The organism is Pseudomonas yamanorum, assembly GCF_013386765.1.
Lineage (GTDB): Bacteria > Pseudomonadota > Gammaproteobacteria > Pseudomonadales > Pseudomonadaceae > Aquipseudomonas > Aquipseudomonas yamanorum_A.
Genome location: NZ_JACARE010000024.1, coordinates 63,294 through 85,866, shown reverse-complemented (window position 1 = coordinate 85,866; position 22,573 = coordinate 63,294). Strand labels below are relative to the sequence as shown.

Genomic DNA, 22,573 nt, shown 5'->3' with positions numbered 1-22,573 from the left:
AATAAGCACCGCACTTTGCGTGATATGGCCCGCCAGCCTTTCCCGGTATGATGGTCGCCCCCGCAGTCTGGATTGCGAATACGCCATGACCTTGCAGTACCCCACCATCGCCGATTGCGTCGGCAACACCCCGCTGGTCCGCTTGCAGCGCCTGCCGGGTAACACCAGCAACACCTTGTTGCTCAAGCTCGAAGGGAACAACCCGGCCGGCTCGGTCAAAGACCGCCCGGCGCTGTCGATGATCACCCGTGCCGAGTTGCGTGGGCAGATCAAGCCTGGCGACACCCTGATCGAAGCCACTTCCGGTAACACCGGGATCGCCCTGGCCATGGCTGCGGCAATCAAGGGCTACAAGATGGTCCTGATCATGCCCGACAACGGCAGCGCCGAGCGCAAGGCGGCGATGACGGCCTATGGCGCCGAGCTGATCCTGGTCACCCAGGAAGAAGGCATGGAGGGCGCCCGCGACCTCGCCGAGCGCATGGCCGCCGAAGGCCGTGGCCTGGTGCTGGACCAGTTCGCCAACGGCGACAACCCCGAGGCGCACTACACCACCACCGGCCCGGAAATCTGGCGCCAGACCCAGGGCACCATCACCCACTTTGTGAGTTCGATGGGCACCACCGGCACCATCATGGGCAACTCGCGCTACCTCAAGGAGCAGAATCCCGAGATCCAGATCGTCGGCCTGCAACCGATGGAAGGCGCGGCGATCCCGGGGATCCGTCGTTGGCCCGAAGAGTACTTGCCGAAGATCTACAACGCGGCCCGCGTTGATCGCATCATCGACATGGCCCAGCGTGAAGCCGAAGACACCACCCGCCGCCTGGCCCGTGAAGAAGGCATCTTCTGCGGCGTGTCGTCCGGTGGTGCTGTTGCCGGGATGTTGCGCTTGTCCCAGGAATTGGAAAACGCGGTGATCGTCGCGATCATCTGTGACCGTGGCGACCGTTACCTGTCGACCGGCATTTTCGACGCGCCCAACTGATGGCCAAGCACGAGAGAGGCCTGCGCTTCCAACCGACGGGCGGCAGCCGGGCCCCACAGATTCCAGTAGGCAAGAAGCAACGCCTGACCATCGAACGCCTGGCCAATGACGGCCGTGGCATCGTGTTCTTCGAAGGCCGCACCTGGTTTGTGGTGGGTGCCCTGGCGGGCGAAGAGGTTGAAGCGCGGGTGTTGGGCGCCCACGGCAAAGTGGTGGAGGCGCGCACCGAGCGCGTCTTTAGCGCCAGCGCACTGCGCCGCCCGGCACCTTGTGTGCACGCCGGCCGGTGTGGCGGTTGCAGCCTGCAACACTTGCCCCATGACGAACAGCTCGCCCTGAAACAGCGCATGCTCGCCGAGCAATTATCCCGTGTGGCGGGTGTCGAACCCCAAGAGTGGGCAGCGCCGTTGAGCGGGCCGGAATTCGGCTATCGCCGGCGTGCCCGCGTGGCCGTGCGCTGGGATGCCAGGGCGAAGAAACTCGAGGTGGGCTTTCGCGCCGTGGCCAGCCAGGACATCGTCGCCATCGACGATTGCCCGGTGCTGGTACAGGCCTTGCAACCGATCATGCAGCGGTTGCCCAACATGCTGCGGCGCTTGAGCAAACCTCAGGCGTTGGGCCATGTGGAATTGTTCAGCGGGTCGTCGATTGCCGTGTTGTTGCGACACATGGCGCCGTTGTCCGAAGCGGACCTGACGATCCTGCAGGAATTTTGTACCTTCCATGAAGCGCAATTGTGGCTGCATGGCGAGGACCAGCCGCAACCGTTCGAACCGGACCAGGCCCTGGGCTATCGTCTGGAACAGTGGGATCTGCAGTTGGCGTACCGCCCGGGAGACTTTGTGCAGGTCAACGCCGGGGTCAACGAGGCGATGGTCGCCCAGGCCCTGGAGTGGCTGGCGCCAAAGCCCGACGAGCGGGTGCTGGACTTGTTTTGTGGCTTGGGCAACTTCGCCTTGCCGCTGGCCCGCCAGGTGCGGGAAGTGGTGGCGGTGGAGGGTGTACAGGCCATGGTGGACCGGGCGGCACAGAATGCCGCCAGCAATAATTTGCATAATGCGCATTTTTTTCAGGCCGATTTATCCCAGCCTTTGACCGACGCGGAATGGGCCAAAGAGGGCTTTTCTGCGGTACTCTTGGACCCACCCCGCGATGGTGCCCTGGAGGTTGTGCGCAAGCTCGCCACTCTGGGGGCCGATCGCCTGGTGTATGTGTCCTGCAATCCGGCAACGCTGGCGCGGGACACGGTCGAGTTGGTCAAGCAAGGCTACCGGCTAAAACGTGCCGGGATCCTCGACATGTTTCCCCAGACGGCCCATGTCGAGGCCATGGCGTTATTTGAAGCGGGCTAGGATGCCCGTTTAATCCGACTGGCCTGCATCTCCTGGGCCTGTGACCTGCCAGGGAGCGTGCACAAGCTTTTTTGTAAAGCAGGTCAGCGATGATTTTGACGCACTAAAAGGTGCGTCGTAGGGAAGGTAAGCAAGATGGTACAGGTGAGAGCACACCAGCCGATCAACACCGACGGCAGTATCAATCTCGAGGCATGGCTGGATCATGCCATCAGTGTCGACCCGGCACTGGACCGTGAAGCCTTGAAAGCAGCCTGCGAGTTCGCTCGTGAGTCTGAACAGCAAGACAATGCGGCCAAGAACCTGTGGGCCGAAGGCACTTCAAGCTTTCGCACCGGGTTGGAGATCGCCGAGATCCTCGCCGATCTCAAGCTCGATCAGGATTCGCTGATCGCGGCGGTGCTGTATCGCGGCGTGCGCGAAGGGCATATTCAACTGCCCACCGTCAGCCAGCGTTTCGGCACCGTGGTGGCCAAGCTGATCGACGGCGTGCTGCGCATGGCGGCGATCAGTGCCAGCCTCAGCCCGCGCCAGTCCATGGTGCTGGGCACCCAGGGCCAGGTGGAAAACCTGCGCAAGATGCTGGTGGCGATGGTCGACGACGTCCGCGTCGCGCTGATCAAGCTGGCCGAGCGCACCTGCGCGATTCGTGCGGTAAAAACCGCCGACGACGAAAAGCGCAACCGTGTCGCCCGCGAGGTGTTCGACATCTACGCGCCGCTGGCCCACCGCCTGGGCATCGGCCATATCAAGTGGGAGCTGGAGGACTTGTCCTTCCGTTACCTCGAACCCGATCAATACAAACAGATTGCCACGCTGCTCCATGAGCGGCGGCTGGACCGTGAGCGTTTCATCGCCGACGTGATGAGCCAGCTGCGCACGGAATTGCAGGCCACCGGGGTTGAAGCCGACATCAGTGGCCGGGCCAAGCACATCTATTCCATCTGGCGCAAAATGCAGCGCAAGGGCCTGGCCTTCAGCCAGATCTACGACGTGCGCGCCGTGCGCGTGCTGGTGCCGGAGATGCGCGACTGCTACACCGCGCTGGGGATCGTCCACACGCTGTGGCGGCACATCCCGAAAGAATTTGACGACTACATCGCCAACCCCAAGGAAAACGGTTACCGCTCATTGCATACAGCAGTGATCGGCCCCGAGGGCAAGGTGCTGGAAGTGCAGATCCGCACCCACGCCATGCACGAGGAAGCGGAGCTGGGCGTATGCGCCCACTGGCGCTACAAGGGTACCGACGTCAAGGCCGGGTCCAACCAGTACGAAGAGAAAATCTCCTGGTTGCGCCAGGTGCTGGAATGGCATGAAGAGCTGGGTGACATCGGCGGTTTGGCCGACCAGTTGCGGGTGGATATCGAACCTGATCGGGTCTACATCTTCACCCCCGACGGCCACGCGATCGACCTGCCCAAGGGCTCCACGCCACTGGATTTCGCCTACCGCGTGCACACCGAGATCGGCCACAACTGCCGTGGCGCGAAGATCAACGGGCGCATCGTGCCGCTCAACTACAGCCTGCAGACCGGTGAACAGGTCGAGATCATCACCAGCAAGCACGGTACGCCGAGCCGCGACTGGTTGAACCCGAACCTGGGCTACATCACCACGTCCCGGGCGCGGGCGAAGATTGTCCACTGGTTCAAGTTGCAGGCGCGCGACCAGAACGTCGCCGCAGGCAAGACCTTGCTCGAACGCGAATTGGCGCGCCTTGGCCTGCCGCAGGTGGACTTCGACAAGCTGGCCGAAAAGGCCAACATGAAGATCGCCGAAGACATGTTTGCCGCCCTCGGTGCTGGCGATCTGCGCCTGGCGCAGTTGGTCAACCTGGCCCAGCAACTGGTGGAGCCGGAGCGCGGCAGCGAGCAACTGGAACTGATTCCACGCAAGGCCACCGGCTACAAGCCGGGCAAGCGTGGCGATATCCAGATCCAGGGTGTGGGCAACCTGATGACGCAGATGGCCGGCTGCTGCCAGCCATTGCCGGGGGACGCCATCGTCGGCTACATCACCCAAGGCCGTGGGGTGAGCATTCACCGCCAGGACTGTGCCTCGGTGTTGCAACTGGGCGGGCGCGAGCCGGAGCGGATCATCCAGGTCAGCTGGGGCCCGGTGCCGGTGTTGACCTATCCGGTGGATATCGTCATCCGCGCCTACGACCGTTCCGGCCTGCTGCGTGACGTGTCGCAGGTGCTGCTCAATGAGCGGATCAACGTGCTGGCGGTCAACACCCGCTCGAACAAAGAGGACAACACCGCGTTGATGTCCCTGACCATCGAGATTCCGGGGCTGGACGCGTTGGGGCGGTTGCTGGGGCGTATTTCCCAGTTGCCGAACATCATTGAGACCCGGCGCAATCGCACGCCATAACCCATTTTTTTGTGGGAGCCGGGCTTGTGTGGGAGCTGGCTTGCCTGCGATGCAGACGCCTCGGTATTTCAGATGTATTGAGTCGATGCCATCGCAGGCAAGCCAGCTCCCACAGAACACGGATAGAGATTGATCGATGTATTCACTTGAAGACCTGCTGCACCTGATGAACCGCCTGCGCGACCCGCAATACGGGTGCCCGTGGGACATCAAGCAAACCTACGCCACCATCGTGCCCCACACCCTGGAAGAAGCCTATGAAGTCGCCGACGCCATCGAGCGCGGGGATTTCGATCACCTGCAAGGTGAGCTGGGCGACCTGTTGTTCCAGGTGGTGTATTACAGCCAACTGGCGCGGGAAGAAGGGCGCTTCGAGTTCGCCGGGGTGATCGACAGCATCACCCGCAAGCTGATTCGTCGTCATCCCCACGTGTTCCCCACCGGCGACTTGTATGCGCCGCTGGATATCCCGCAACTGAGCGAAGAACAGGTCAAGGAACGCTGGGAGCAGATCAAGGCCGAGGAGCGTGCGGAAAAATCCGACGCGCCGGAGCAGTTGTCCTTACTGGACGATGTGCCCACAGCCCTGCCTTCGTTGTCCCGTGCCGCCAAATTGCAAAAGCGCGCCAGTCAGGTCGGCTTTGATTGGCCTGCCGCATTGCCGGTGGTGGATAACGTGCGCGAAGAGCTGGATGAAGTGCTCGAGGCCATGGCCGACAACGACCCGGCAGCCATCGCCGACGAGGTGGGTGACCTGCTGTTTGCGGCGGTCAACCTGGCCCGTCATCTACAGGTCGACCCGGAAGCTGCGTTGCGTTTAGCCAACGCCAAATTCGAACGACGTTTCCGATTTATCGAACAGGCATTGCGCGAGACCCATCGTCCCATAGAAGATTGCACCCTCGAAGAGTTGGACGCCCTGTGGGGCGAAGCCAAACGCCAGGAAAAGAATCTGTCCAGCTGCGGCTGAGCCGTTGCCCAAGTGAGTAAGCACCATGAGCATTTCCCTTCGCGACCAGTTGCTCAAAGCAGGCCTGGTCAATCAAAAGCAGGCCAAGCAGGTCGGCAAAGAGAAACAGAAACAGCAGCGTCTGGTGCATAAAGGCCAGGCTGAAGCGGATGACAGCCAGGCGCGCCTGGCCATTGAAGCCCATGCCGAGAAGGTCCGGCGTGACCAGGAGCTGAACCGTCAGCAGCAGGAAAAAGCCGAGGCCAAGGCCCGTGTTGCCCAGGTCAAGCAGTTGATCGAAACCTCGCGCCTGCCCAAGCTGACCACCGAGGACTACTACAACTTTGTGGACGACAAGAAGGTCAAGCGCCTGTCGGTCAACACCCTGATGCGTAACAAGCTGAGCAACGGCTCCCTGGCAATCGTCCATCACGGTGGCGGTTACGAGGTGATCCCGCGCGAGGCAGCGCTGAAGATCCAGGAGCGGGCGCCGGAGCGCATCGTGCAGATGAACGTCCTGACCGAAAGCCAGGTGCCGGATGAGGATGATCCATACGCCGCCTACCAGATCCCTGATGACCTGATGTGGTAAGGCTGTAGAAACGACATTGTGCCAAGGGAGCTTGCTGTGGTGAGTGAACTTGCTGTGGCAAGGGGGCTTGCTGTGGCGAGGGAGCTTGCTGTGGCGAGGGAGCTTGCTCCCGCTGGGGCGCGAAGCGCCCCCAAAAATCCCCCCGCCCCCCAAAAAAACACAAACCCCGCTCAAAAGGCGGGGTTTGTGTTTATAAACACTCCAGCTGCGTGGGGCCGGGTGTCTAAGGATTTCAGAGTTTCAGGAGCTTTGCGCCTGGCGTTTCATCTCAAGGGTCTCGAGCTCGTTTTTATAATTATGAGCTTCGGTCTCGTCGTGAAACATGCCGACCAGCAGGTCTTGCTGGTGTACATCCCAGATGTGAATCCCGTGGGCTACTGCTTCATGGGACATATGTTCATCGTCGCGTTCAGTTACTTTTACAGTCATCTGCTTGCTCCAATCTCTGGTTGATCTGCGGCAAGGCGTCGCAGGCCTTTGTTATATGATTTGTTAGCTTGCTAAGTAAATAACCAGAATTTGCAACACACCTTTACAGAAGCTGGAACAATCACCGAGCCCCCGTAAACCGCGACATTGCGTCGCAGGGCGCTGAGTTTTATGACAAAAGTTTCATGTTGGCGTCAGTCGGCAGGCGAAAAAAAGCCCCGCAATAGCGAGGCTCTTTCATTGCGCAGCGGATCAGCTGCCTTTGACAGCCTTGCCGTCAACGGTACCGTCTTGCAGCATGATGTTGTATTCCTTGCCGTCGGTCTCGACCTGACGCAGGGCAACCAGGATGCCGCCCCAGTCCTTGGCAAACCACATTTGGGTAATGCGCTTGCTTTGCGTCGGGTCACGCACGCGCTCGACCTTGATCGCATCGATTGAGCCGGCTTTGGTCTGGACCTTTTCCGGGCCAATCACGCGGAAGTCGTAGGTATCGGTATCAGTACCCTCGACCACGCGGTAGCTCATGCTTTTCTTGCCGGCTGCGACATCGCGCTGCAGGGCAAGCTGGTAGGTCGATTTGTCCATCATGCCGCTTTCAAGGGCGACATTGACCGGGTCCTTGTTTTCGAAGCCGGTGACCTTGTTGGCCGTGCGGTCGAAGTCCAGGTTGATCTTCTTCGCCTTGCCCAGGCCTCCGCGTTCGAAGGTGTAGCTCTGCGGCTGCAGGGCGTCCTTGTCGAAGCGGATCACGCTGGTTTCGGTCAGGCTGGCGATCATCATGGAAGCCTTGAAATTCAAGGTCCAGGTGCCGTTGTCATTCTTGGTCAGGCTGCGTTCTGCCGAACCACTCATGGGCAACTGTTTCCAGTCGGCGGTGTAGCTGGCGGAGAAAGGGTGAAGGTCTGCCGCTTGCACGGCAGGCAAGGCGAACAGCGCAAAAGCGAAGAGCAGGGCGCGACGCATAAAGTCTCCTAGATTCGAATCAAGTGGCCGCTGGCCGCAAGTAACTGACCGTCCAATAATGCACCGTGGTCGCCAAGAATCAACCGCCCCTCAGCGAACCAGCGAACAGCCAGCGGGTAAATCCTGTGTTCCTGGGTGTGAACCCGTTGCGCAAGCGTCTGCGCAGAGTCCGCAGACTCTACCGGAACTACTGCCTGTACGACCAGAGGCCCGCCATCGAGTTCCTCGGTAACAAAGTGCACGCTGCAGCCGTGCTCGGTGTCGCCGGCCTCCAGGGCACGCTGGTGGGTGTGTAACCCTTTGTATTTTGGCAGCAGGGACGGGTGGATATTCAGCAGGCGCCCGTTGTAGTGGCGTACGAAGTCAGCGCTGAGAATGCGCATGAAGCCGGCCAGTACCACGAGTTTGGGATTGAAGGCGTCGATCAGTTCGATCAAGGCGCTGTCGAAGGCCTCGCGGCCTTCGAAAGCCTTGTGATCCAGGGAGCGGGTGTCGATACCTGCGTCCCTGGCGCGTTGCAGGCCGTAGGCGTCGCTGCGGTTGGAGATCACCGCAGCGATGCGCACCGGGCTGTCGCCGGCGCGCGTGCTGTCGATCAGGGCCTGCAAGTTACTGCCGGTGCCGGAGAGCAGCACCACGACATCACAGGTTGCAGGCATCAGTGCGCCTTAAGGTTCTTCAGTTCAACCTGAGCCGCACCTTCAGGAGCGGTGGCGATCTGGCCGATGACCCAAGGCTGCTCGCCGGCTTCACGCAGTACGTTCAGCGCGGTTTCAACGTGCTCTTGAGCCACGCAGATCACCATGCCCACGCCGCAGTTCAGCACGCGGTGCATCTCGGTTTCGTTGACGTTGCCTTTCTCTTGCAGCCAGTCGAATACCGCAGGGCGCTGCCAGCTGGCCACGTCGACGATGGCCTGGGCGCCTTTTGGCAGAACGCGCGGGATGTTGTCCAGCAGGCCGCCACCGGTGATGTGGGCCATGGCCTTGACCGCGCCGGTGTCCTTGATCAGCTTGAGCAACGGCTTCACGTAGATGCGGGTCGGGGCCATCAGCAGGTCGGTCAGAGGCTTGCCGTCGAGCTGGATGGTTTCGATGTCGGCGCCGGACACTTCGATGATCTTGCGGATCAGCGAGTAGCCGTTGGAGTGCGGGCCGGACGATGGCAGGGCCAGCAGGGCGTCACCGGCAGCGACTTTGGAGCCGTCGATGATTTCGGATTTCTCTACAACGCCGACGCAGAAACCGGCCAGGTCGTAGTCTTCGCCTTCGTACATGCCTGGCATTTCAGCGGTTTCGCCGCCGACCAGGGAGCAGCCGGACAATTCGCAGCCGGCGCCGATGCCGGTAACCACTTGGGTCGCGGTCTCGACGTTGAGCTTGCCGGTGGCGTAGTAGTCAAGGAAGAACAGCGGCTCGGCGCCGCACACCACCAGGTCGTTCACGCACATGGCAACCAGGTCGATGCCGATGCTGTCGTGCTTGTTCAGGTTCAGTGCCAGGCGCAGCTTGGTGCCCACACCGTCGGTGCCGGAGACCAGTACAGGCTGCTTGTAGCCGGCCGGGATCTCGCAGAGGGCGCCAAAACCGCCCAGGCCGCCCATGACTTCGGGGCGCGCAGTGCGCTTGGCGACGCTCTTGATGCGTTCGACCAATGCTTCACCGGCGTCGATGTCTACACCGGCGTCCTTGTAGCTCAGGGAGGGTTGCTTGCTCATGATCCAGGCCTTTAGGGGGGATTTCTGGGTAACGACCGAATGCGGCGGGTATACCGAAACCTGAAGTTTCAGCATGGCCTGCCATTGACGGTCTGCGAAGGCGCGCGATTTTATCAGGCTTGAGGGGCAGCGGCCATCCTCGGGCCGACGGGCAGGGGCAATAGCTGTTAAAAAAATCGCTAATCGAGTCGGTCACGGGCCGTATTAAGGTATAGCCTTTAACTCGCTATCGTTATGACAGTACAAAAACTTGCCGAGGCCCTGTGAATGTTTTGCCGGTCGCTGTGGTCACAGCCTTGCTAAACACTGTTCACGCGGTCTGTTCCAACCGCTTATTTTGCCGTTCGGGAATCTTCTTTCATGGGTCTGAGTAAATATTTTTTTGTGGGCTGTTTGTCGTTGGTCAGCCTGGCGAGTCATGCCGAAACCCTCAATGGCCTCTATCAAGTGCTGGAACCGGTCAGCAGTCAGTCTCCTCAGGAGCGTGACCAGGCGACCCAGCGTGCCCTGCAAACCCTGGTGATCCGCCTGACCGGCGACGCAAAGGCCGCCGATGGCCCAGCCCTGGCGGCGATCCGCAAGGACCCGCAGCAGATCATCAGCCAATACGGCTACGACGCCGGCCCGCCGGAAAGCCTGCAGGTGGATTTCGATCCCGTGAGCACTGATCGCGCCTTGCGTGGCGCGGGCCTGGCGCTGTGGGGCAGCAATCGGCCGTCGATCCTCGGTTGGTGGCTGAACGATTCCGTCGAAGGCAGCAGCCTGATTGGCGATGGCCAAGCCGTCGCCCAACCGCTGCGCCGCGCGGCCCAGCACCGTGGCTTGCCGTTGCGCCTGCCGTTGGGTGACCTGGACGAGCAAATCGTCGCCACCGCGCCGAATCTCGAAAGCCCCGACGCCACGCCGCTGCGTGCCGCCTCCGAACGTTATGGCGCCGATGCCTTGCTGGCGGTGCACGCCCGCGAAGACGGCGGCCAGTGGTCGGCGAAATGGCGCCTGTGGCTGGGGGATAAAAGCGAGCAGGGCACCGCCACCGGCACAGACACCGGCACATTGGCCGACGCCGTGCTGCTGGCCGTGAGCGAACGCCTTGCGCCGCGCTTTGCGGTCAAGGCCGGCGCTGCCACCAGCGATCAGTTGCTGGAAGTGCAGGGCATGAACCTGGAGCATTACGCCGCCCTCGGTCATCTGCTGGAGCCGTTTGGCGCCCAGCCGGTACGCGTGGACGGTACTCGCATTGTCTATCGCGTGAATGGCAGCGCCGAGCAGTTGCGTACCCAGTTGAGCCTGGCCAAGTTGCAGGAAGTCCCGGCAGGTGAAGCGCCGGCTCCGCAGCCGGTGGTGGAAGGTGCACAACCGGCGCCGGTCGAGCCGACGCCGCAGTTACGTTTTCATTGGTAAGCGTTCTTCCTCCTTATATAGAAGCAGGAAGCAAATAACAGACGGAGTGGTATATGGCGGATACGCGTCGTTGGGTGTGGATTGGCGGGATTGTCCTGCTGTGCGTTTTTGTGTTCCTGCTGCATTCGATCCTGACGCCGTTCCTGGTTGCGTTACTGCTGGCCTATCTATTCGATCCCGTGGTGGATCGCCTGGAAAAGCTCGGCCTGTCACGTACCTGGGGCGTGGTGGCGGTGTTTGCCTTGTTCACGTTGATCATCACGGCGTTGGTGCTGGTGCTGGTGCCGATGCTGGCCAAGCAATTGTTCAAGCTCTATGAACTGGCGCCGCAGATGCTCGACTGGCTGCAACACACGGCCATGCCGTGGGCGCAGGCCAAGTTGGGGCTGGCAGACGGCTTCTGGAAGTTCGACAAGGTCAAAGCGGCCATCAGCGAGCATATGGGCCAGACCACTGACATCGTCGGTGTAGTGCTGAGCCAGGCGACGGCGTCGAGCCTGGCGCTGATCGGCTGGCTGACCAACCTGGTGTTGATCCCGGTGGTGGCGTTCTACCTGCTGCGGGACTGGGACATCATGATGGCCAAAATCCGCAGCCTGCTGCCGCGCGACCGCGAAGAGCGTGTGGTTTCCCTGGCCGGGGAGTGTCATGAGGTGCTCGGCGCGTTCGTCCGTGGCCAGTTGCTGGTGATGCTGGCGTTGGGGATTATCTACGCGGCGGGGCTGATGGCTATCGGCCTGGAGCTGGGTCTGTTGATCGGCCTGATCGCCGGCCTGGCGGCCATCGTGCCGTACATGGGCTTCGTGATCGGGATTGGTGCGGCACTGGTGGCTGGGTTGTTCCAGTTCCACGGCGACCTGTACCCGATGCTCGGGATTGTCGCGGTGTTCATGGTTGGCCAGGCCCTGGAAGGCATGGTGCTGACGCCGTTGCTGGTGGGCGACCGGATCGGCCTGCACCCGGTGGCGGTGATCTTCGCGATCCTGGCGGGCGGCGAGCTGTTCGGCTTTACCGGCATCCTGCTGGCGCTGCCGGTGGCGGCCGTGATCATGGTGCTGGTGCGCCATGTGCACGACTTGTACAAGGATTCGGACATGTACGCCGGAACAGACGAACCGGAGTTATAACCGCAGCATCACAAACCCGGCTCAAGGCCGGGTTTGTCATTTAACGGCTCTGGCGTTTTGCCGATGCGTCAAACAATCTTCACCAAATCCAACAAGTTAACGCAAACCTTTGATTTTGCTTGTGGTCTGCTGCATTGTGCGCCCGGCGTCACGGGTATAAACTTTGCAAACTTTACACAGAGGCCACTAACGGTTCGATTGGAACCGTTCAGTCAGCATGAAACCGATTCAGCTGCCCCTAGGTGTGCGTCTGCGTGACGACGCCACCTTTATCAATTACTACCCAGGCGCCAATGCCGCTGCACTCGGCTATGTCGAGCGGCTCTGCGAAGCCGACGCCGGGTGGACCGAAAGCCTGATCTATCTCTGGGGCAAGGACGGCGTGGGGCGTACCCACTTGTTGCAGGCCGCGTGCCTGCGTTTCGAGCAGATGGGCGAACCGGCGGTGTACCTGCCGTTGGCGGAGCTGCTGGACCGCGGTATCGAGATCCTCGACAACCTTGAACAATACGAACTGGTCTGCCTGGACGATTTGCAGGCGGTAGCGGGGCGGGCGGATTGGGAAGAGGCGCTGTTCCACCTGTTCAACCGCTTGCGTGACAGCGGCCGGCGTTTGTTGATTGCCGCATCCACCTCGCCCCGAGAGTTGCCGGTGAAGCTGGCCGACCTCAAGTCACGACTGACCCTGGCGCTGATTTTCCAGATGCGCCCTTTGTCCGACGAAGACAAATTGCGCGCCCTGCAGTTGCGTGCTTCCCGTCGCGGCTTGCACCTGACCGACGAAGTCGGGCATTTTATTCTCACCCGTGGCACCCGTAGCATGAGCGCACTGTTCGACTTGCTCGAACAGCTCGACCAGGCCTCCTTGCAGGCCCAGCGCAAGCTGACCATTCCCTTCCTTAAAGAAACCCTCGGCTGGTAGCCAGCCCTTCAAAATCGGGGCTTTCGGCAAATTCCAGGCGCCAGAAAACCTGCGTTTGGGCCGTTTTGGCCACGCAAATGGCTTGTATAGGGTGTTAAGGGCTTAGATGTCATAGTCCAAACAAGAAGTCACATAGATCACGATTGAATTTGCAAATCGATGTGATAGAAGGCATAGTCTCGGCTTCTTTACACATCAGCCACGGTCGTGCCCATGCTAAATCGCTTCGCACCCCTCGTGCCTCTCGCACTCGTTACCCTGTTGTTTGGTTGCGCCACCCACACTCAAAACGTGGCTGAGCAGCAAAAACCGGCACAACAGTCCCAGGCAAAATTCGTTGCATCGCAGTCTTCCACTGTTTATCAGGAAGAGATCGCAACTGAAAAAGAACTCGCCGATTTCGCCGGCGCCAAGCCTTACCAGCTTCCAGTTCTGGCCGACAGCATTCTCGAACGCGGCATGTCCCTGATCGGTACCCGTTACCGTTTCGGCGGTACCTCTGAAGCCGGTTTCGACTGCAGCGGTTTCATCGGCTACCTGTTCCGTGAGGAGGCCGGCATGAACCTGCCGCGCTCCACCCGCGAAATGATCAACGTTAATGCACCGTTGGTCGCACGGAACAACCTCAAGCCCGGTGATCTGCTTTTCTTCAGTACGGCTGGCCGTGGTCGTGTCAGTCACGCCGGTATCTACCTGGGCGACAACCAGTTTATCCACTCCAGCAGCCGCCGCAGCGGTGGTGTGCGAGTCGACAACCTGGGTGACAGCTACTGGAGCAAAACCTTCATCGAAGCCAAGCGCGCCCTGGCGATGGCCCCGACTACCGTTACCGCCAGCAAGTAAAGTTAAAGTGATACTTGAAGTTTGACGTGTAAGCGCTAGAATCCCTGGACATTGTTGTAAATCGATCGCGCGAGCTTTGCTTGCGCGTTCTGTTTTTCAACGTTCGGCAGCGAAAGCCGCATCCAGATCAGGATTGTTCTGCCCATGTCGACCTCGGCCCGCCTAATTCTTCTCGTTTGCGCCGCGCTGCTCAGCGCCTGCGCAAGTCGTCCTCCGCCTGCTCCCGTGGCCGTCAAGCCCAAGCCGGTGTTCAACACCTACGCCACCCAAAGTTTCTCGCCGGCAGCCGAAGACGTGCTCTTTCGTGCGCTGGGCCTGGTGGGCACGCCTTATCGCTGGGGCGGCAATACGCCGGACTCGGGGTTTGATTGCAGCGGCCTGATCGGTTTTGTTTACCGTGATGCAGCCGGCATCTCCCTGCCGCGCACCACCCGCGAGCTGATCGTGATGCGCGCCCAGGACGTGAGCGAAAACAACCTGCAAACCGGTGACCTGATCTTCTTCGCCACCGGTGGCGGCTCCCAGGTCAGCCATGCCGGGATCTACGTGGGAGAAGGGCGCTTTGTGCATGCGCCGCAAACCGGCGGTACGGTGAAGCTGGACACGCTGTCCAAGGCTTATTGGCAAAATGCCTACCTGAGCGCCAAGCGTGTGTTGCCGGCCGAGCACCTGGCGCGAAACCCTTAGGAAAAACGCTAATCAAAATGTGGGAGCTGGGCAAGCCCAGCTCCCACATTGTTTTGTGTGGTGAGTTGAATCGGCTATTTCGCCGCCGACACCCGCCACACCTTGTTCCCCACATCATCCGCCACCAGCAAATCCCCCTGCTTGTCGATCACCACGCCGACCGGGCGGCCCATGGCTTTCTCATCGCTGTCGAGGAACCCGGTCAGCACATCCACCGGCTGGCCTTTTGGCTTGCCTGCCTCAAACGGTACGAAGATCACCTTGTAGCCACTGTGGGGCTTGCGGTTCCACGAGCCATGCTGGCCGATAAACGCGCCGTTGCTGAACTGCGCTGGCAACTTGCTGCCGTCGGCAAAGGTCAGCCCGAGGGACGCCGTGTGCGGCCCTACCGCATAGTCCGGTGCAATGGCCTTGGCCACCAGATCCAGGTTCTGCGGTGTCACCCGCACATCCACGTGCTGTCCGTAGTAGCTGAATGGCCAGCCATAGAAAGCTCCGTCCTTGACCGAGGTGATGTAGTCCGGCACCAGATCACTGCCGATCTCATCGCGCTCGTTGACGGCCGTCCACAGCTTGCCGCTTTGCGGTTCCCAAGCCATGCCATTGGGGTTGCGCAGCCCGGAGGCGAAGATGCGATGCTCGCCGGTGGCGCGGTCCACTTCCCAGATCGCGGCCCGGCCTTGCTCGGCTTCCAGGCCGTTTTCCCCGACGTTGCTGTTGGAGCCCACGCTCACGTACAACTTGCTGCCATCCTTGCTGGCCACCACGTTTTTGGTCCAGTGATGGTTAATGCTGCCGCCCGGCAAGTCGGTCACGGTGGTGCCGGCTTCCTTGATCGAGGTTTCGCCCGGCTGATAAGGGAACCGCAGCAGTTTGTCCGAATCGGCGACATACAAGTCGTTGCCCACCAGCGTCATGCCGAAGGGCGAATTCAGGTTCTCCAGGAACACCGTGCGGGTCTCGGCGACGCCATCGTGATCAGCGTCTCGCAGCAGGGTTATGCGATTCGGGCTGGGCACGCCAGCGCCGGCACGGCCCATGACTTTTTCCATCACCCAACCACGAATGCCCTTCGAGTCGTCCGGCTTGGGCGGCGCGTTGGTTTCCGCCACCAGCACGTCGCCATTGGGCAGCACATACAGCCAGCGCGGGTGATCCAGGCCTTCGGCAAACGCTGCCACCTGGGTGCCCGCCGCCGGGGTCGGCTTGGTGCCTTCCGGCCAGCCGATCGCCGGTGCGATATTCACCGTGGGAATCAGGGTTTTATTCGGTTCCGGCAGCTTGGGCGACGGTCCGGTGCCGTCGGACACTTGCAGGGTAGAGCTTTCACCACAGGCGGCGAGGGTGCCGGCGAGCATGATCAGTAGGGCAAGTCGGGTCTTGTGCATGGTTTTCTCCTTGATACCTGTAGGGGTAGAGGTGCAGGGCGGTCCGATGGTTCACGCGCGTGTCCGGCTTTAATTGACGCTCCACCCCCAACCCACTAACCTTCGCGGCTTGTTTCAGGTGCTCTGTGGCGTACGCGTCGACTGAGTGAAACAGGGAAGCCGGTGAGTGAGCGTACTTTTCTACAGTGCAGCCACGATCCCGGCGCTGCCCCCGCAACGGTAAATGAGTCAAGACGGTGCCTTAAGCCACTGTATCGCCCGCGATATGGGAAGGCGCACCCTCGGCATTGCATGTCACTCATGAGCCCGGAGACCGGCCTGATCCATCCAACAGCATCACGGTGGGCGATGCTTGGCTGTCTATCTGTACCTTTTTCCTGCCCGCCGTTTTTGTCCAGCCCCAACGGAGAGCTGCCATGACTGAATCCCCCGATCGTGACGAACGCCACCTGGCGCGCATGCTGCGCAAAAAAGCCGTGATTGACGAGCGCATTGCCAATTCACCGAACGAGTGCGGGTTGCTGCTGGTGCTCACCGGCAATGGCAAAGGCAAGAGCAGCTCAGCCTTTGGCATGCTGGCCCGGGCCATGGGCCACGGTATGCAGTGCGGCGTGGTGCAGTTCATCAAGGGCCGCAACAGCACCGGCGAAGAACTGTTCTTCCGCCGTTTCCCCGAGCAGGTGCGCTTCCACGTGATGGGCGAAGGTTTCACCTGGGAAACCCAGGACCGTGCCCGCGACATCGTGGCTGCCGAAGCCGCCTGGGCGGTCTCCCGTGAAATGCTGCAAAACCCGGCCATCGGCCTGGTGGTGCTGGATGAGCTGAACATCGCCCTCAAGCACGGCTACCTCGACCTGGACCAGGTGCTCAGCGACCTGCAGGCCCGCCCGGCCATGCAACACGTGCTGGTGACCGGCCGGGGTGCCAAACCCGAATTGATTGAAATGGCCGACACCGTGACGGAAATGGGCATGCTCAAGCACGCCTTCCAGGCCGGTATCAAGGCACAGAAAGGCATCGAACTTTGAATCAGCCCCGTCACTGTCCTGCTGTTCTGATCGCCGCACCGGCATCCGGCCAGGGCAAAACCACCGTCACCGCCGCGCTCGCCCGTTTGCACCGCAACCTGGGGCGCAAGGTGCGGGTGTTCAAATGCGGCCCGGACTTTCTCGACCCGATGATCCACGAGCGCGCCAGTGGTGCGCCGGTCTATCAATTGGACATGTGGATGGTGGGCGAGCAGGAAAGTCGCCGGTTGCTGTGGGAAGCGGCGGGGGAAGCGGACCTGATCCTGATCGAAGGCGTGATGGGCCTGTTCGACGGCACCCCGTCCAGCGCCGACCTGGCGCGCCATTTTGGCGTGCCGGTACTGGCCGTGATCGACGGTACCGCCATGGCCCAGACTTTCGGCGCCCTGGCGCTGGGCCTGGCGCGCTACCAGCCGGACCTGCCGTTTGCCGGCGTGCTGGCCAACCGCGTCGGCACCCTGCGCCACGCGCAATTACTTGAAGGCAGCCTCACCGAAGGCCTGCGCTGGTATGGCGCACTGTCCCGGGAAACCGGCATCGAGTTGCCCAGCCGGCACCTTGGCCTGGTGCAAGCCAGCGAACTGAATGACCTCGACCTGCGCCTTGACGCAGCCGCCCAGGCCCTGGGCAGCAGCTGCGAGGTAGCGCTGCCACCGCCGGTGGAGTTCGCCGCGCCCGAGGTGATCGAGGCCCAGCCGTTGTTGGCCGGCGTGCGCATTGCCGTGGCCCGCGACGAAGCCTTTGCCTTTACCTACGGCGCCAGCCTCGACCTGCTGCGGGCGATGGGTGCCGAGCTGCGATTCTTCTCGCCGATTCGCGACAGCGCGTTGCCTGAAGCTGACAGCCTCTACCTGCCCGGCGGCTACCCGGAACTGCATCACCAGGCGCTGTCGGAAAATACCGCGATGCTGGACGCCATCCGCGCCCACCACGCTGCCGGCAAGCCACTGCTGGCCGAATGCGGCGGTATGCTCTATCTGCTGGACTCGCTCACCGATGTCGACGGTACCCGTGCTGAACTGGTCGGCCTGCTCCAGGGGGATGCCGTGATGCAAAAGCGTCTGGCGGCATTGGCGCTGCAAAACGTCGAACTGCCTGAAGGCCTGTTGCGCGGCCACACGTACCATCACTCGCTGACCACTACCGAGTGGCAGCCGATTGCCCGGGGCCTGAGCCCGAATGGCGGGCGCGGCGCCGAGGCGGTTTACCGTCAGGGCCGGATGACGGCGTCCTACGTGCACTTTTATTTCCCGTCCAACCCGGTGGCGGTGGCTGCCTTGTTTGCGCCGGACCCTCAGGCCGCCATCGCAGGCAAGCCAGCTCCCACACTTGACCGAGTTGAAACGCAATCCACTGTGGGAGCGGGCTTGCCCGCGATGAGGCCATGACTGACAACGCCTTTCCCCAGGCCGACCGCGAAGCCGTCTACCGCGCCATCGCCGAACGCCGCGACATGCGTCACTTCAGCGGCGGCAGCGTCACGCCGCAATTGCTCCATCGCCTGCTGCAAGCCGCGCACCAGGCGCCGAGCGTCGGCTTGATGCAGCCCTGGCGGTTTATCCGCATCAGCGACCGCACTTTGCGCGGGCAGATCCAGCAACTGGTGGAAGAAGAACGCGTACGCACCGCTGAAGCCCTCGGCGAGCGCTCCGACCAGTTCATGAAGCTCAAGGTCGAAGGCATCAACGACTGCGCCGAAGTGCTGGTGGCCGCCCTGATGGACGACCGCGAGCGGCATATCTTCGGGCGACGCACCTTGCCGGAAATGGACATGGCGTCGTTGTCCTGTGCGATCCAGAATCTATGGCTGGCGGCCCGCGTCGAAGGCCTGGGCATGGGCTGGGTCTCGCTGTTCGAGCCTCAGGCCCTGGCCGACCTGCTGGGCCTGCCACCCGGCGCAAAACCGTTGGCGGTCTTGTGCCTGGGCCCGGTGACCGAGTTCTACCCGGCACCGATGTTGCAGCTCGAAGGCTGGACCGAACCACGGCCACTGAGTGACATGTTGTATGAGAATGTTTGGGGAGTGAGTCAATGAGTGTGGCCTTGCTGAGTGTCGCTGCGGTGGCGCTGGATGCGCTGCTGGGCGAGCCCAGGCGCTGGCATCCGCTGGTGGCGTTCGGCAATTTTGCCGGGCGCATCGAGCAGCGTTTTAATTCCGGCGGTCGTGGCTGGCGCAGCCATGGTGTCACCGCGTGGGTGATCGCGGTGGTGCCGCTGACCCTGCTGGCCACGGCCCTGTCGTGGGCGCCTTACATCGGCTGGGTACTGGAAATCCTCGCGCTGTATTGCGCCCTCGGCATGCGCAGCCTCGGCGAGCACGTGCTGCCGGTAGCGCAAGCCCTGCGCAGCGATGACCTGGACGAGGCGCGCAAGCGTGTCAGCTACCTGGTCAGCCGCCAGACCAGCGAACTGGACCGCACCGAAGTCGCCCGCGCGGCCACCGAATCGGTGCTGGAGAACGGCAGCGATGCGGTATTTGCCGCCTTGTTCTGGTTTGTGGTCGCAGGCGTGCCGGGCGTGGTGCTCTATCGTCTGAGCAACACCCTGGACGCCATGTGGGGCTATCGCAATGAACGCTTTGAACGTTTCGGCTGGGCTGCGGCAAAGATCGACGACGTACTCAACTACATTCCTGCACGCTTGGTGGCGTTGACCTACGCGCTGCTGGGTAAAACCCGCCTGGCCCTCACATGCTGGCGCACCCAGGGCCCGACCTGGGACAGCCCTAACGCTGGTCCGGTGATGGCGGCCGGTGCCGGCGCCCTCGGCGTTGAACTGGGCGGCGCGGCGATCTATCACGGCGAACTGCACCAGCGCCCGCAACTGGGTGAAGGCCCGCCCGCGGACGCAGACTCCATCGAGCGTGGCTGGCAACTGGTGCAGCGCGGCGTGTGGCTATGGTTGTTGATCCTGTGCGTGGGGGCTGAGTTTTATGCTTGAGCACGGTGGCCGCTTGCGCAAGGCGGCGATGCAGTACGGCATTCCAGAAGCCGAATGGCTGGACCTGTCCAGCGGCCTGGCGCCGTGGCCGTTCCCTATCCCGGAAATTCCGCTGCGGGCCTGGGCGCGCCTGCCGGAAACCGATGACGGCCTGGAACAGGCCGCCTGCGAATATTATGGGGCGACCCATGTGCTGCCGGTCGCTGGCTCCCAGGCCGCGATCCAGTTACTGCCGCGCCTGCGCCGGGCGGGCAAGGTCGGTGTGTTGTCGCCTTGCTACGCCGAACACGCAGAAGCCTGGCGTCGTGCCGGCTATATCGTGCGCGAAGTGCTGGAGCAGGAAGTCGACTTCTTCCTCGACAGCCTCGACGTGCTGGTGGTGGTCAACCCCAACAACCCCACCGGCCTGAGCCTTGCGCCCCAACGCTTGCTGGACTGGCACGCACGCCTGGCCCAGCGCGGTGGCTGGCTGGTGGTGGATGAAGCCTTCATGGACATCACTCCGCAGTTGAGTCTGGCGAGCCAGGCTCATCAAGTCGGGCTGATCGTGCTGCGCTCGTTTGGCAAATTCTTTGGTCTGGCCGGGGTACGGCTGGGGTTTGTATTGGCCGAGCGCAAGCTGCTCAAACTGCTCGCCGAACAGGTGGGGCCGTGGGCCGTCAGCGGGCCGACGCGGGTGCTGGGGCAAGTGTGCCTGCGCGATACCGCCGGCCATGCGCAACAGCGGCTGCGTTGCGAGTCGGCCAGCCAGCGCCTGTTTGATGTGCTCGAACGCTACGACTTGCGGCCTCAGGGCGGCTGCGCGCTGTTCCAGTGGATGATCACCGACCGGGCTGAGCTGTTGCATGAATTCATGGCCCAGCGCGGGATTCTGCTGCGCCTGTTTGTTGACAACAGCAGCTTGCGGTTTGGCCTGCCGGACACCGAGGCCGACTGGCTGCGACTGGAACAGGCGCTCAGCGCCTACAAGGACGCCACATGAGTACCTTGATGGTGCAGGGCACCACATCCGACGCGGGCAAAAGCACGCTGGTGACCGCACTTTGCCGCTGGCTGGTGCGCCAGGGCATCCCCGTGGTGCCCTTCAAACCCCAGAACATGGCCCTCAACAGCGCCGTGACTGCCGAAGGTGGCGAGATCGGCCGCGCCCAGGCGGTGCAGGCCCAGGCGGCGAACCTGGCGCCCCACACCGACATGAACCCGGTGCTGCTCAAGCCCAACAGCGACACGGGCTCCCAGGTGATTATCCATGGGCGTGCCGTGACCACCATGAATGCCGTGGCCTACCACGACTACAAAGCCATCGCGATGCAGGCAGTGCTGGCCTCCCATGCGCGGTTGAGTGCGGCGTATCCGGTGGTGATGGTCGAGGGCGCGGGTTCGCCGGCCGAGATCAACCTGCGGGCGAATGACATTGCCAACATGGGCTTTGCCGAAGCGGTGGACTGCCCGGTGCTGCTGATTGCCGACATCAATCGTGGCGGGGTATTTGCGCATCTGGTGGGCACGCTGGAATTGTTGTCGCCGACCGAGCAGGCGCGGGTCAAAGGCTTCATCATCAATCGGTTTCGCGGGGATATTGCCCTGTTGCAGCCAGGGCTGGATTGGCTGGAAGCGCGTACCGGCAAACCGGTGGTGGGGGTGTTGCCGTATGTGATGGATTTGCACCTGGAGGCGGAGGACGGTATCGACCAGCGTCAGATCGACAAGGCGGCGCAGGTGCTCAAGGTGGTGGTGCCGGTGTTGCCACGCATCAGTAATCACACGGATTTTGATCCGCTGCGGTTGCATCCGCAGGTGGATTTGCAGTTTGTCGGGCCGGGGCAGGCGATTCCTGCGGCGGATCTGATTATTTTGCCGGGCTCGAAAAGTGTGCGCAGTGATTTGGCGTATTTGCGGGCCAATGGGTGGGATACGGCTTTGGCGCGGCACCTGCGTTATGGCGGGAAGGTGTTGGGGATTTGTGGTGGGTTGCAGATGCTCGGGGAGCAGGTGCATGACCCGCTTGGGTTGGAAGGGCCCTGCGGTTCCAGTTTGGGTTTGGGGTTGTTGGCGTTCAGTACGACGTTGGAAGAAGAGAAGCAATTGCGCAATGTGCGGGGGCGGTTGTTGCTGGAGGATGCCGAGGTGAGTGGGTATGAGATCCACGCGGGCGTAACCAGTGGCGCAGGTCTATTGCGGGCTGCGGTGCAGTTGGACGATGGGCGCAGTGACGGGGCGCAGAGTGAGGATGGGCAGATCTTCGGCACCTACCTGCATGGGGTGTTTGAGACGCCGGCTGCGTGTAGTGCGTTGTTGCGGTGGGCTGGGTTGGAGGATGTGCAAGAGGTGGATTATCACGGGTTGCGGGAGCGGGATATCGAGCGGTTGGCGGACCTTGTAGAGCAGCATTTGGATACCGGGTTGCTGCTTGATTTGTGTGGGGTTTGATTTTTTTGGACTGTGTACATATCCATTCCTGCGGTAACGGCGGCTTAGGGTTCCGCTCTTACAGCGGGTCACTTTTGGCAAACGCCCGGAATGCCGGCCCAGCCAAAAGTAACCAAAAGGTCTTTGCCCCACCACTCGGTGCCTCGCTTAGGCTCGGCATGCCGGAACGAAGGCCATCGTGGTTGACGGGGCCCGCAGATCAAGATCAAAAGCAAGAGCACGGCGGCCTGAAAGCCGACCTGAGTGTTAAAAGCAAAGGCAAAAGCTGCTTTTCTGTAGGAGCCGGCTTGCCGGCGAAGAACCTGAGAACGCCGCGTTCATTCAGGACGCCAGCGTCATCGTTAACGACCATCGCCGGCAAGCCAGCTCCTACAGTGGACCGTGGTCGCTTTAGATTTTGATTTTGCTTCTACCACTCAAGCCGGCCTGTAGGCC

21 protein-coding genes and 1 riboswitch are annotated in these 22,573 nt (G+C 61.8%); of the genes, 16 read left to right on the top strand and 5 right to left on the bottom strand.

Annotated elements, in window-relative coordinates; genetic code table 11:
• Positions 1-85: 85 nt before the first annotated feature.
• The 5 genes from cysM (at position 86) to HX875_RS19705 (ending at position 6,260) form a co-directional block, all read left to right on the top strand.
• Entirely contained in the window at positions 86-988 is a 903-nt protein-coding gene (gene cysM / locus HX875_RS19725) for a cysteine synthase CysM (RefSeq protein ID WP_003210736.1), read from the top strand.
• Positions 988-2,340 carry a 23S rRNA (uracil(1939)-C(5))-methyltransferase RlmD gene (gene rlmD / locus HX875_RS19720; protein WP_177044851.1) on the top strand — a complete coding sequence of 451 codons (1,353 nt, stop codon included), beginning with the start codon at positions 988-990 and terminating at the stop codon, positions 2,338-2,340. Before cysM ends, rlmD begins: the two co-directional genes overlap by 1 nt.
• A gap of 135 nt (positions 2,341-2,475) precedes the next feature.
• Complete coding sequence (gene relA / locus HX875_RS19715) at positions 2,476-4,719, top strand: GTP diphosphokinase (protein WP_177044842.1); 2,244 nt, start codon at positions 2,476-2,478, stop codon at positions 4,717-4,719.
• Positions 4,720-4,855: 136 nt separating this feature from the next.
• Complete coding sequence (gene mazG, locus HX875_RS19710; protein ID WP_177044840.1) at positions 4,856-5,689, top strand: nucleoside triphosphate pyrophosphohydrolase; 834 nt, start codon at positions 4,856-4,858, stop codon at positions 5,687-5,689.
• A 25-nt stretch (positions 5,690-5,714) separates the two neighbouring features.
• On the top strand, positions 5,715-6,260 hold the full coding sequence (locus tag HX875_RS19705) for a DUF2058 domain-containing protein (RefSeq protein ID WP_177044838.1): 546 nt from the start codon (positions 5,715-5,717) through the stop codon (positions 6,258-6,260).
• A gap of 240 nt (positions 6,261-6,500) precedes the next feature.
• Here the strand turns inward: HX875_RS19705 and HX875_RS32815 are convergent, their stop codons facing one another.
• From HX875_RS32815 to purM, 4 genes are all read right to left on the bottom strand, one after another.
• Entirely contained in the window at positions 6,501-6,689 is a 189-nt protein-coding gene (locus HX875_RS32815; protein ID WP_008438187.1) for a hypothetical protein, read from the bottom strand.
• A gap of 252 nt (positions 6,690-6,941) precedes the next feature.
• Positions 6,942-7,655 (bottom strand): DUF3108 domain-containing protein, encoded by a 714-nt coding sequence (locus tag HX875_RS19695; protein ID WP_088426114.1) that lies wholly within the window; start codon positions 7,653-7,655, stop codon positions 6,942-6,944.
• An 8-nt stretch (positions 7,656-7,663) separates the two neighbouring features.
• On the bottom strand, positions 7,664-8,314 hold the full coding sequence (gene purN / locus HX875_RS19690) for a phosphoribosylglycinamide formyltransferase (RefSeq protein WP_177044836.1): 651 nt from the start codon (positions 8,312-8,314) through the stop codon (positions 7,664-7,666).
• Positions 8,314-9,372, bottom strand: coding sequence for a phosphoribosylformylglycinamidine cyclo-ligase (gene purM, locus HX875_RS19685; protein WP_063032448.1), 1,059 nt, complete (start codon positions 9,370-9,372; stop codon positions 8,314-8,316). The genes purN and purM overlap by 1 nt, the downstream gene beginning before the upstream one ends.
• 360 nt (positions 9,373-9,732) lie before the next feature.
• Between purM and HX875_RS19680 the strand changes: the two genes are divergently transcribed.
• The 5 genes from HX875_RS19680 (at position 9,733) to HX875_RS19660 (ending at position 14,352) form a co-directional block, all read left to right on the top strand.
• On the top strand, positions 9,733-10,773 hold the full coding sequence (locus tag HX875_RS19680; protein ID WP_177044834.1) for a DUF2066 domain-containing protein: 1,041 nt from the start codon (positions 9,733-9,735) through the stop codon (positions 10,771-10,773).
• Between the two features lie 53 nt (positions 10,774-10,826).
• Positions 10,827-11,900 (top strand): AI-2E family transporter, encoded by a 1,074-nt coding sequence (locus HX875_RS19675; RefSeq protein ID WP_177044832.1) that lies wholly within the window; start codon positions 10,827-10,829, stop codon positions 11,898-11,900.
• A 217-nt stretch (positions 11,901-12,117) separates the two neighbouring features.
• On the top strand, positions 12,118-12,822 hold the full coding sequence (gene hda, locus HX875_RS19670; protein ID WP_010176467.1) for a DnaA regulatory inactivator Hda: 705 nt from the start codon (positions 12,118-12,120) through the stop codon (positions 12,820-12,822).
• Positions 12,823-13,035: 213 nt separating this feature from the next.
• A complete protein-coding gene (locus tag HX875_RS19665) occupies positions 13,036-13,665 on the top strand; it encodes a C40 family peptidase (RefSeq protein ID WP_177044830.1) in 630 nt (209 codons plus the stop codon).
• Positions 13,666-13,809: 144 nt separating this feature from the next.
• Positions 13,810-14,352 (top strand): C40 family peptidase, encoded by a 543-nt coding sequence (locus tag HX875_RS19660; protein WP_003210749.1) that lies wholly within the window; start codon positions 13,810-13,812, stop codon positions 14,350-14,352.
• 74 nt (positions 14,353-14,426) lie between these two features.
• Here HX875_RS19660 and HX875_RS19655 read toward each other — a convergent pair whose 3' ends face one another.
• On the bottom strand, positions 14,427-15,740 hold the full coding sequence (locus HX875_RS19655; RefSeq protein WP_177044828.1) for a PQQ-dependent sugar dehydrogenase: 1,314 nt from the start codon (positions 15,738-15,740) through the stop codon (positions 14,427-14,429).
• A 99-nt stretch (positions 15,741-15,839) separates the two neighbouring features.
• Positions 15,840-16,076, top strand: a riboswitch (cobalamin riboswitch).
• Between the two features lie 80 nt (positions 16,077-16,156).
• Between HX875_RS19655 and cobO the strand changes: the two genes are divergently transcribed.
• From cobO to HX875_RS19625, 6 genes are read left to right on the top strand one after another with little or no spacing between them, the layout of a single operon-like run.
• The gene (cobO, locus tag HX875_RS19650) at positions 16,157-16,768 is read left to right on the top strand and encodes a cob(I)yrinic acid a,c-diamide adenosyltransferase (protein ID WP_177044826.1); all 612 of its coding nucleotides are present in this window, start codon (positions 16,157-16,159) and stop codon (positions 16,766-16,768) included.
• A complete protein-coding gene (locus tag HX875_RS19645) occupies positions 16,765-18,156 on the top strand; it encodes a cobyrinate a,c-diamide synthase (protein ID WP_177044824.1) in 1,392 nt (463 codons plus the stop codon). The genes cobO and HX875_RS19645 overlap by 4 nt, the downstream gene beginning before the upstream one ends.
• Positions 18,153-18,803 (top strand): 5,6-dimethylbenzimidazole synthase, encoded by a 651-nt coding sequence (gene bluB, locus HX875_RS19640; RefSeq protein WP_177044822.1) that lies wholly within the window; start codon positions 18,153-18,155, stop codon positions 18,801-18,803. Before HX875_RS19645 ends, bluB begins: the two co-directional genes overlap by 4 nt.
• On the top strand, positions 18,800-19,708 hold the full coding sequence (gene cbiB / locus HX875_RS19635; protein ID WP_177044813.1) for an adenosylcobinamide-phosphate synthase CbiB: 909 nt from the start codon (positions 18,800-18,802) through the stop codon (positions 19,706-19,708). Before bluB ends, cbiB begins: the two co-directional genes overlap by 4 nt.
• On the top strand, positions 19,701-20,690 hold the full coding sequence (gene cobD / locus HX875_RS19630; protein ID WP_177044812.1) for a threonine-phosphate decarboxylase CobD: 990 nt from the start codon (positions 19,701-19,703) through the stop codon (positions 20,688-20,690). Before cbiB ends, cobD begins: the two co-directional genes overlap by 8 nt.
• Entirely contained in the window at positions 20,687-22,138 is a 1,452-nt protein-coding gene (locus HX875_RS19625; RefSeq protein WP_177044810.1) for a cobyric acid synthase, read from the top strand. Before cobD ends, HX875_RS19625 begins: the two co-directional genes overlap by 4 nt.
• Positions 22,139-22,573: the final 435 nt, after the last annotated feature.

What these genes read in the sequence shown, in the direction of transcription:
- cysM (WP_003210736.1), top strand. Translation starts at nt 86, where the DNA reads ATGACCTTGCAGTACCCCACCATCGCCGATTGCGTCGGCAACACCCCG.
- rlmD (WP_177044851.1), top strand. Translation starts at nt 988, where the DNA reads ATGGCCAAGCACGAGAGAGGCCTGCGCTTCCAACCGACGGGCGGCAGC.
- relA (WP_177044842.1), top strand. Translation starts at nt 2,476, where the DNA reads ATGGTACAGGTGAGAGCACACCAGCCGATCAACACCGACGGCAGTATC.
- mazG (WP_177044840.1), top strand. Translation starts at nt 4,856, where the DNA reads ATGTATTCACTTGAAGACCTGCTGCACCTGATGAACCGCCTGCGCGAC.
- HX875_RS19705 (WP_177044838.1), top strand. Translation starts at nt 5,715, where the DNA reads ATGAGCATTTCCCTTCGCGACCAGTTGCTCAAAGCAGGCCTGGTCAAT.
- HX875_RS32815 (WP_008438187.1), bottom strand. Translation starts at nt 6,689, where the DNA reads ATGACTGTAAAAGTAACTGAACGCGACGATGAACATATGTCCCATGAA.
- HX875_RS19695 (WP_088426114.1), bottom strand. Translation starts at nt 7,655, where the DNA reads ATGCGTCGCGCCCTGCTCTTCGCTTTTGCGCTGTTCGCCTTGCCTGCC.
- purN (WP_177044836.1), bottom strand. Translation starts at nt 8,314, where the DNA reads ATGCCTGCAACCTGTGATGTCGTGGTGCTGCTCTCCGGCACCGGCAGT.
- purM (WP_063032448.1), bottom strand. Translation starts at nt 9,372, where the DNA reads ATGAGCAAGCAACCCTCCCTGAGCTACAAGGACGCCGGTGTAGACATC.
- HX875_RS19680 (WP_177044834.1), top strand. Translation starts at nt 9,733, where the DNA reads ATGGGTCTGAGTAAATATTTTTTTGTGGGCTGTTTGTCGTTGGTCAGC.
- HX875_RS19675 (WP_177044832.1), top strand. Translation starts at nt 10,827, where the DNA reads ATGGCGGATACGCGTCGTTGGGTGTGGATTGGCGGGATTGTCCTGCTG.
- hda (WP_010176467.1), top strand. Translation starts at nt 12,118, where the DNA reads ATGAAACCGATTCAGCTGCCCCTAGGTGTGCGTCTGCGTGACGACGCC.
- HX875_RS19665 (WP_177044830.1), top strand. Translation starts at nt 13,036, where the DNA reads ATGCTAAATCGCTTCGCACCCCTCGTGCCTCTCGCACTCGTTACCCTG.
- HX875_RS19660 (WP_003210749.1), top strand. Translation starts at nt 13,810, where the DNA reads ATGTCGACCTCGGCCCGCCTAATTCTTCTCGTTTGCGCCGCGCTGCTC.
- HX875_RS19655 (WP_177044828.1), bottom strand. Translation starts at nt 15,740, where the DNA reads ATGCACAAGACCCGACTTGCCCTACTGATCATGCTCGCCGGCACCCTC.
- cobO (WP_177044826.1), top strand. Translation starts at nt 16,157, where the DNA reads ATGACTGAATCCCCCGATCGTGACGAACGCCACCTGGCGCGCATGCTG.
- bluB (WP_177044822.1), top strand. Translation starts at nt 18,153, where the DNA reads ATGACTGACAACGCCTTTCCCCAGGCCGACCGCGAAGCCGTCTACCGC.
- cbiB (WP_177044813.1), top strand. Translation starts at nt 18,800, where the DNA reads ATGAGTGTGGCCTTGCTGAGTGTCGCTGCGGTGGCGCTGGATGCGCTG.
- cobD (WP_177044812.1), top strand. Translation starts at nt 19,701, where the DNA reads ATGCTTGAGCACGGTGGCCGCTTGCGCAAGGCGGCGATGCAGTACGGC.
- HX875_RS19625 (WP_177044810.1), top strand. Translation starts at nt 20,687, where the DNA reads ATGAGTACCTTGATGGTGCAGGGCACCACATCCGACGCGGGCAAAAGC.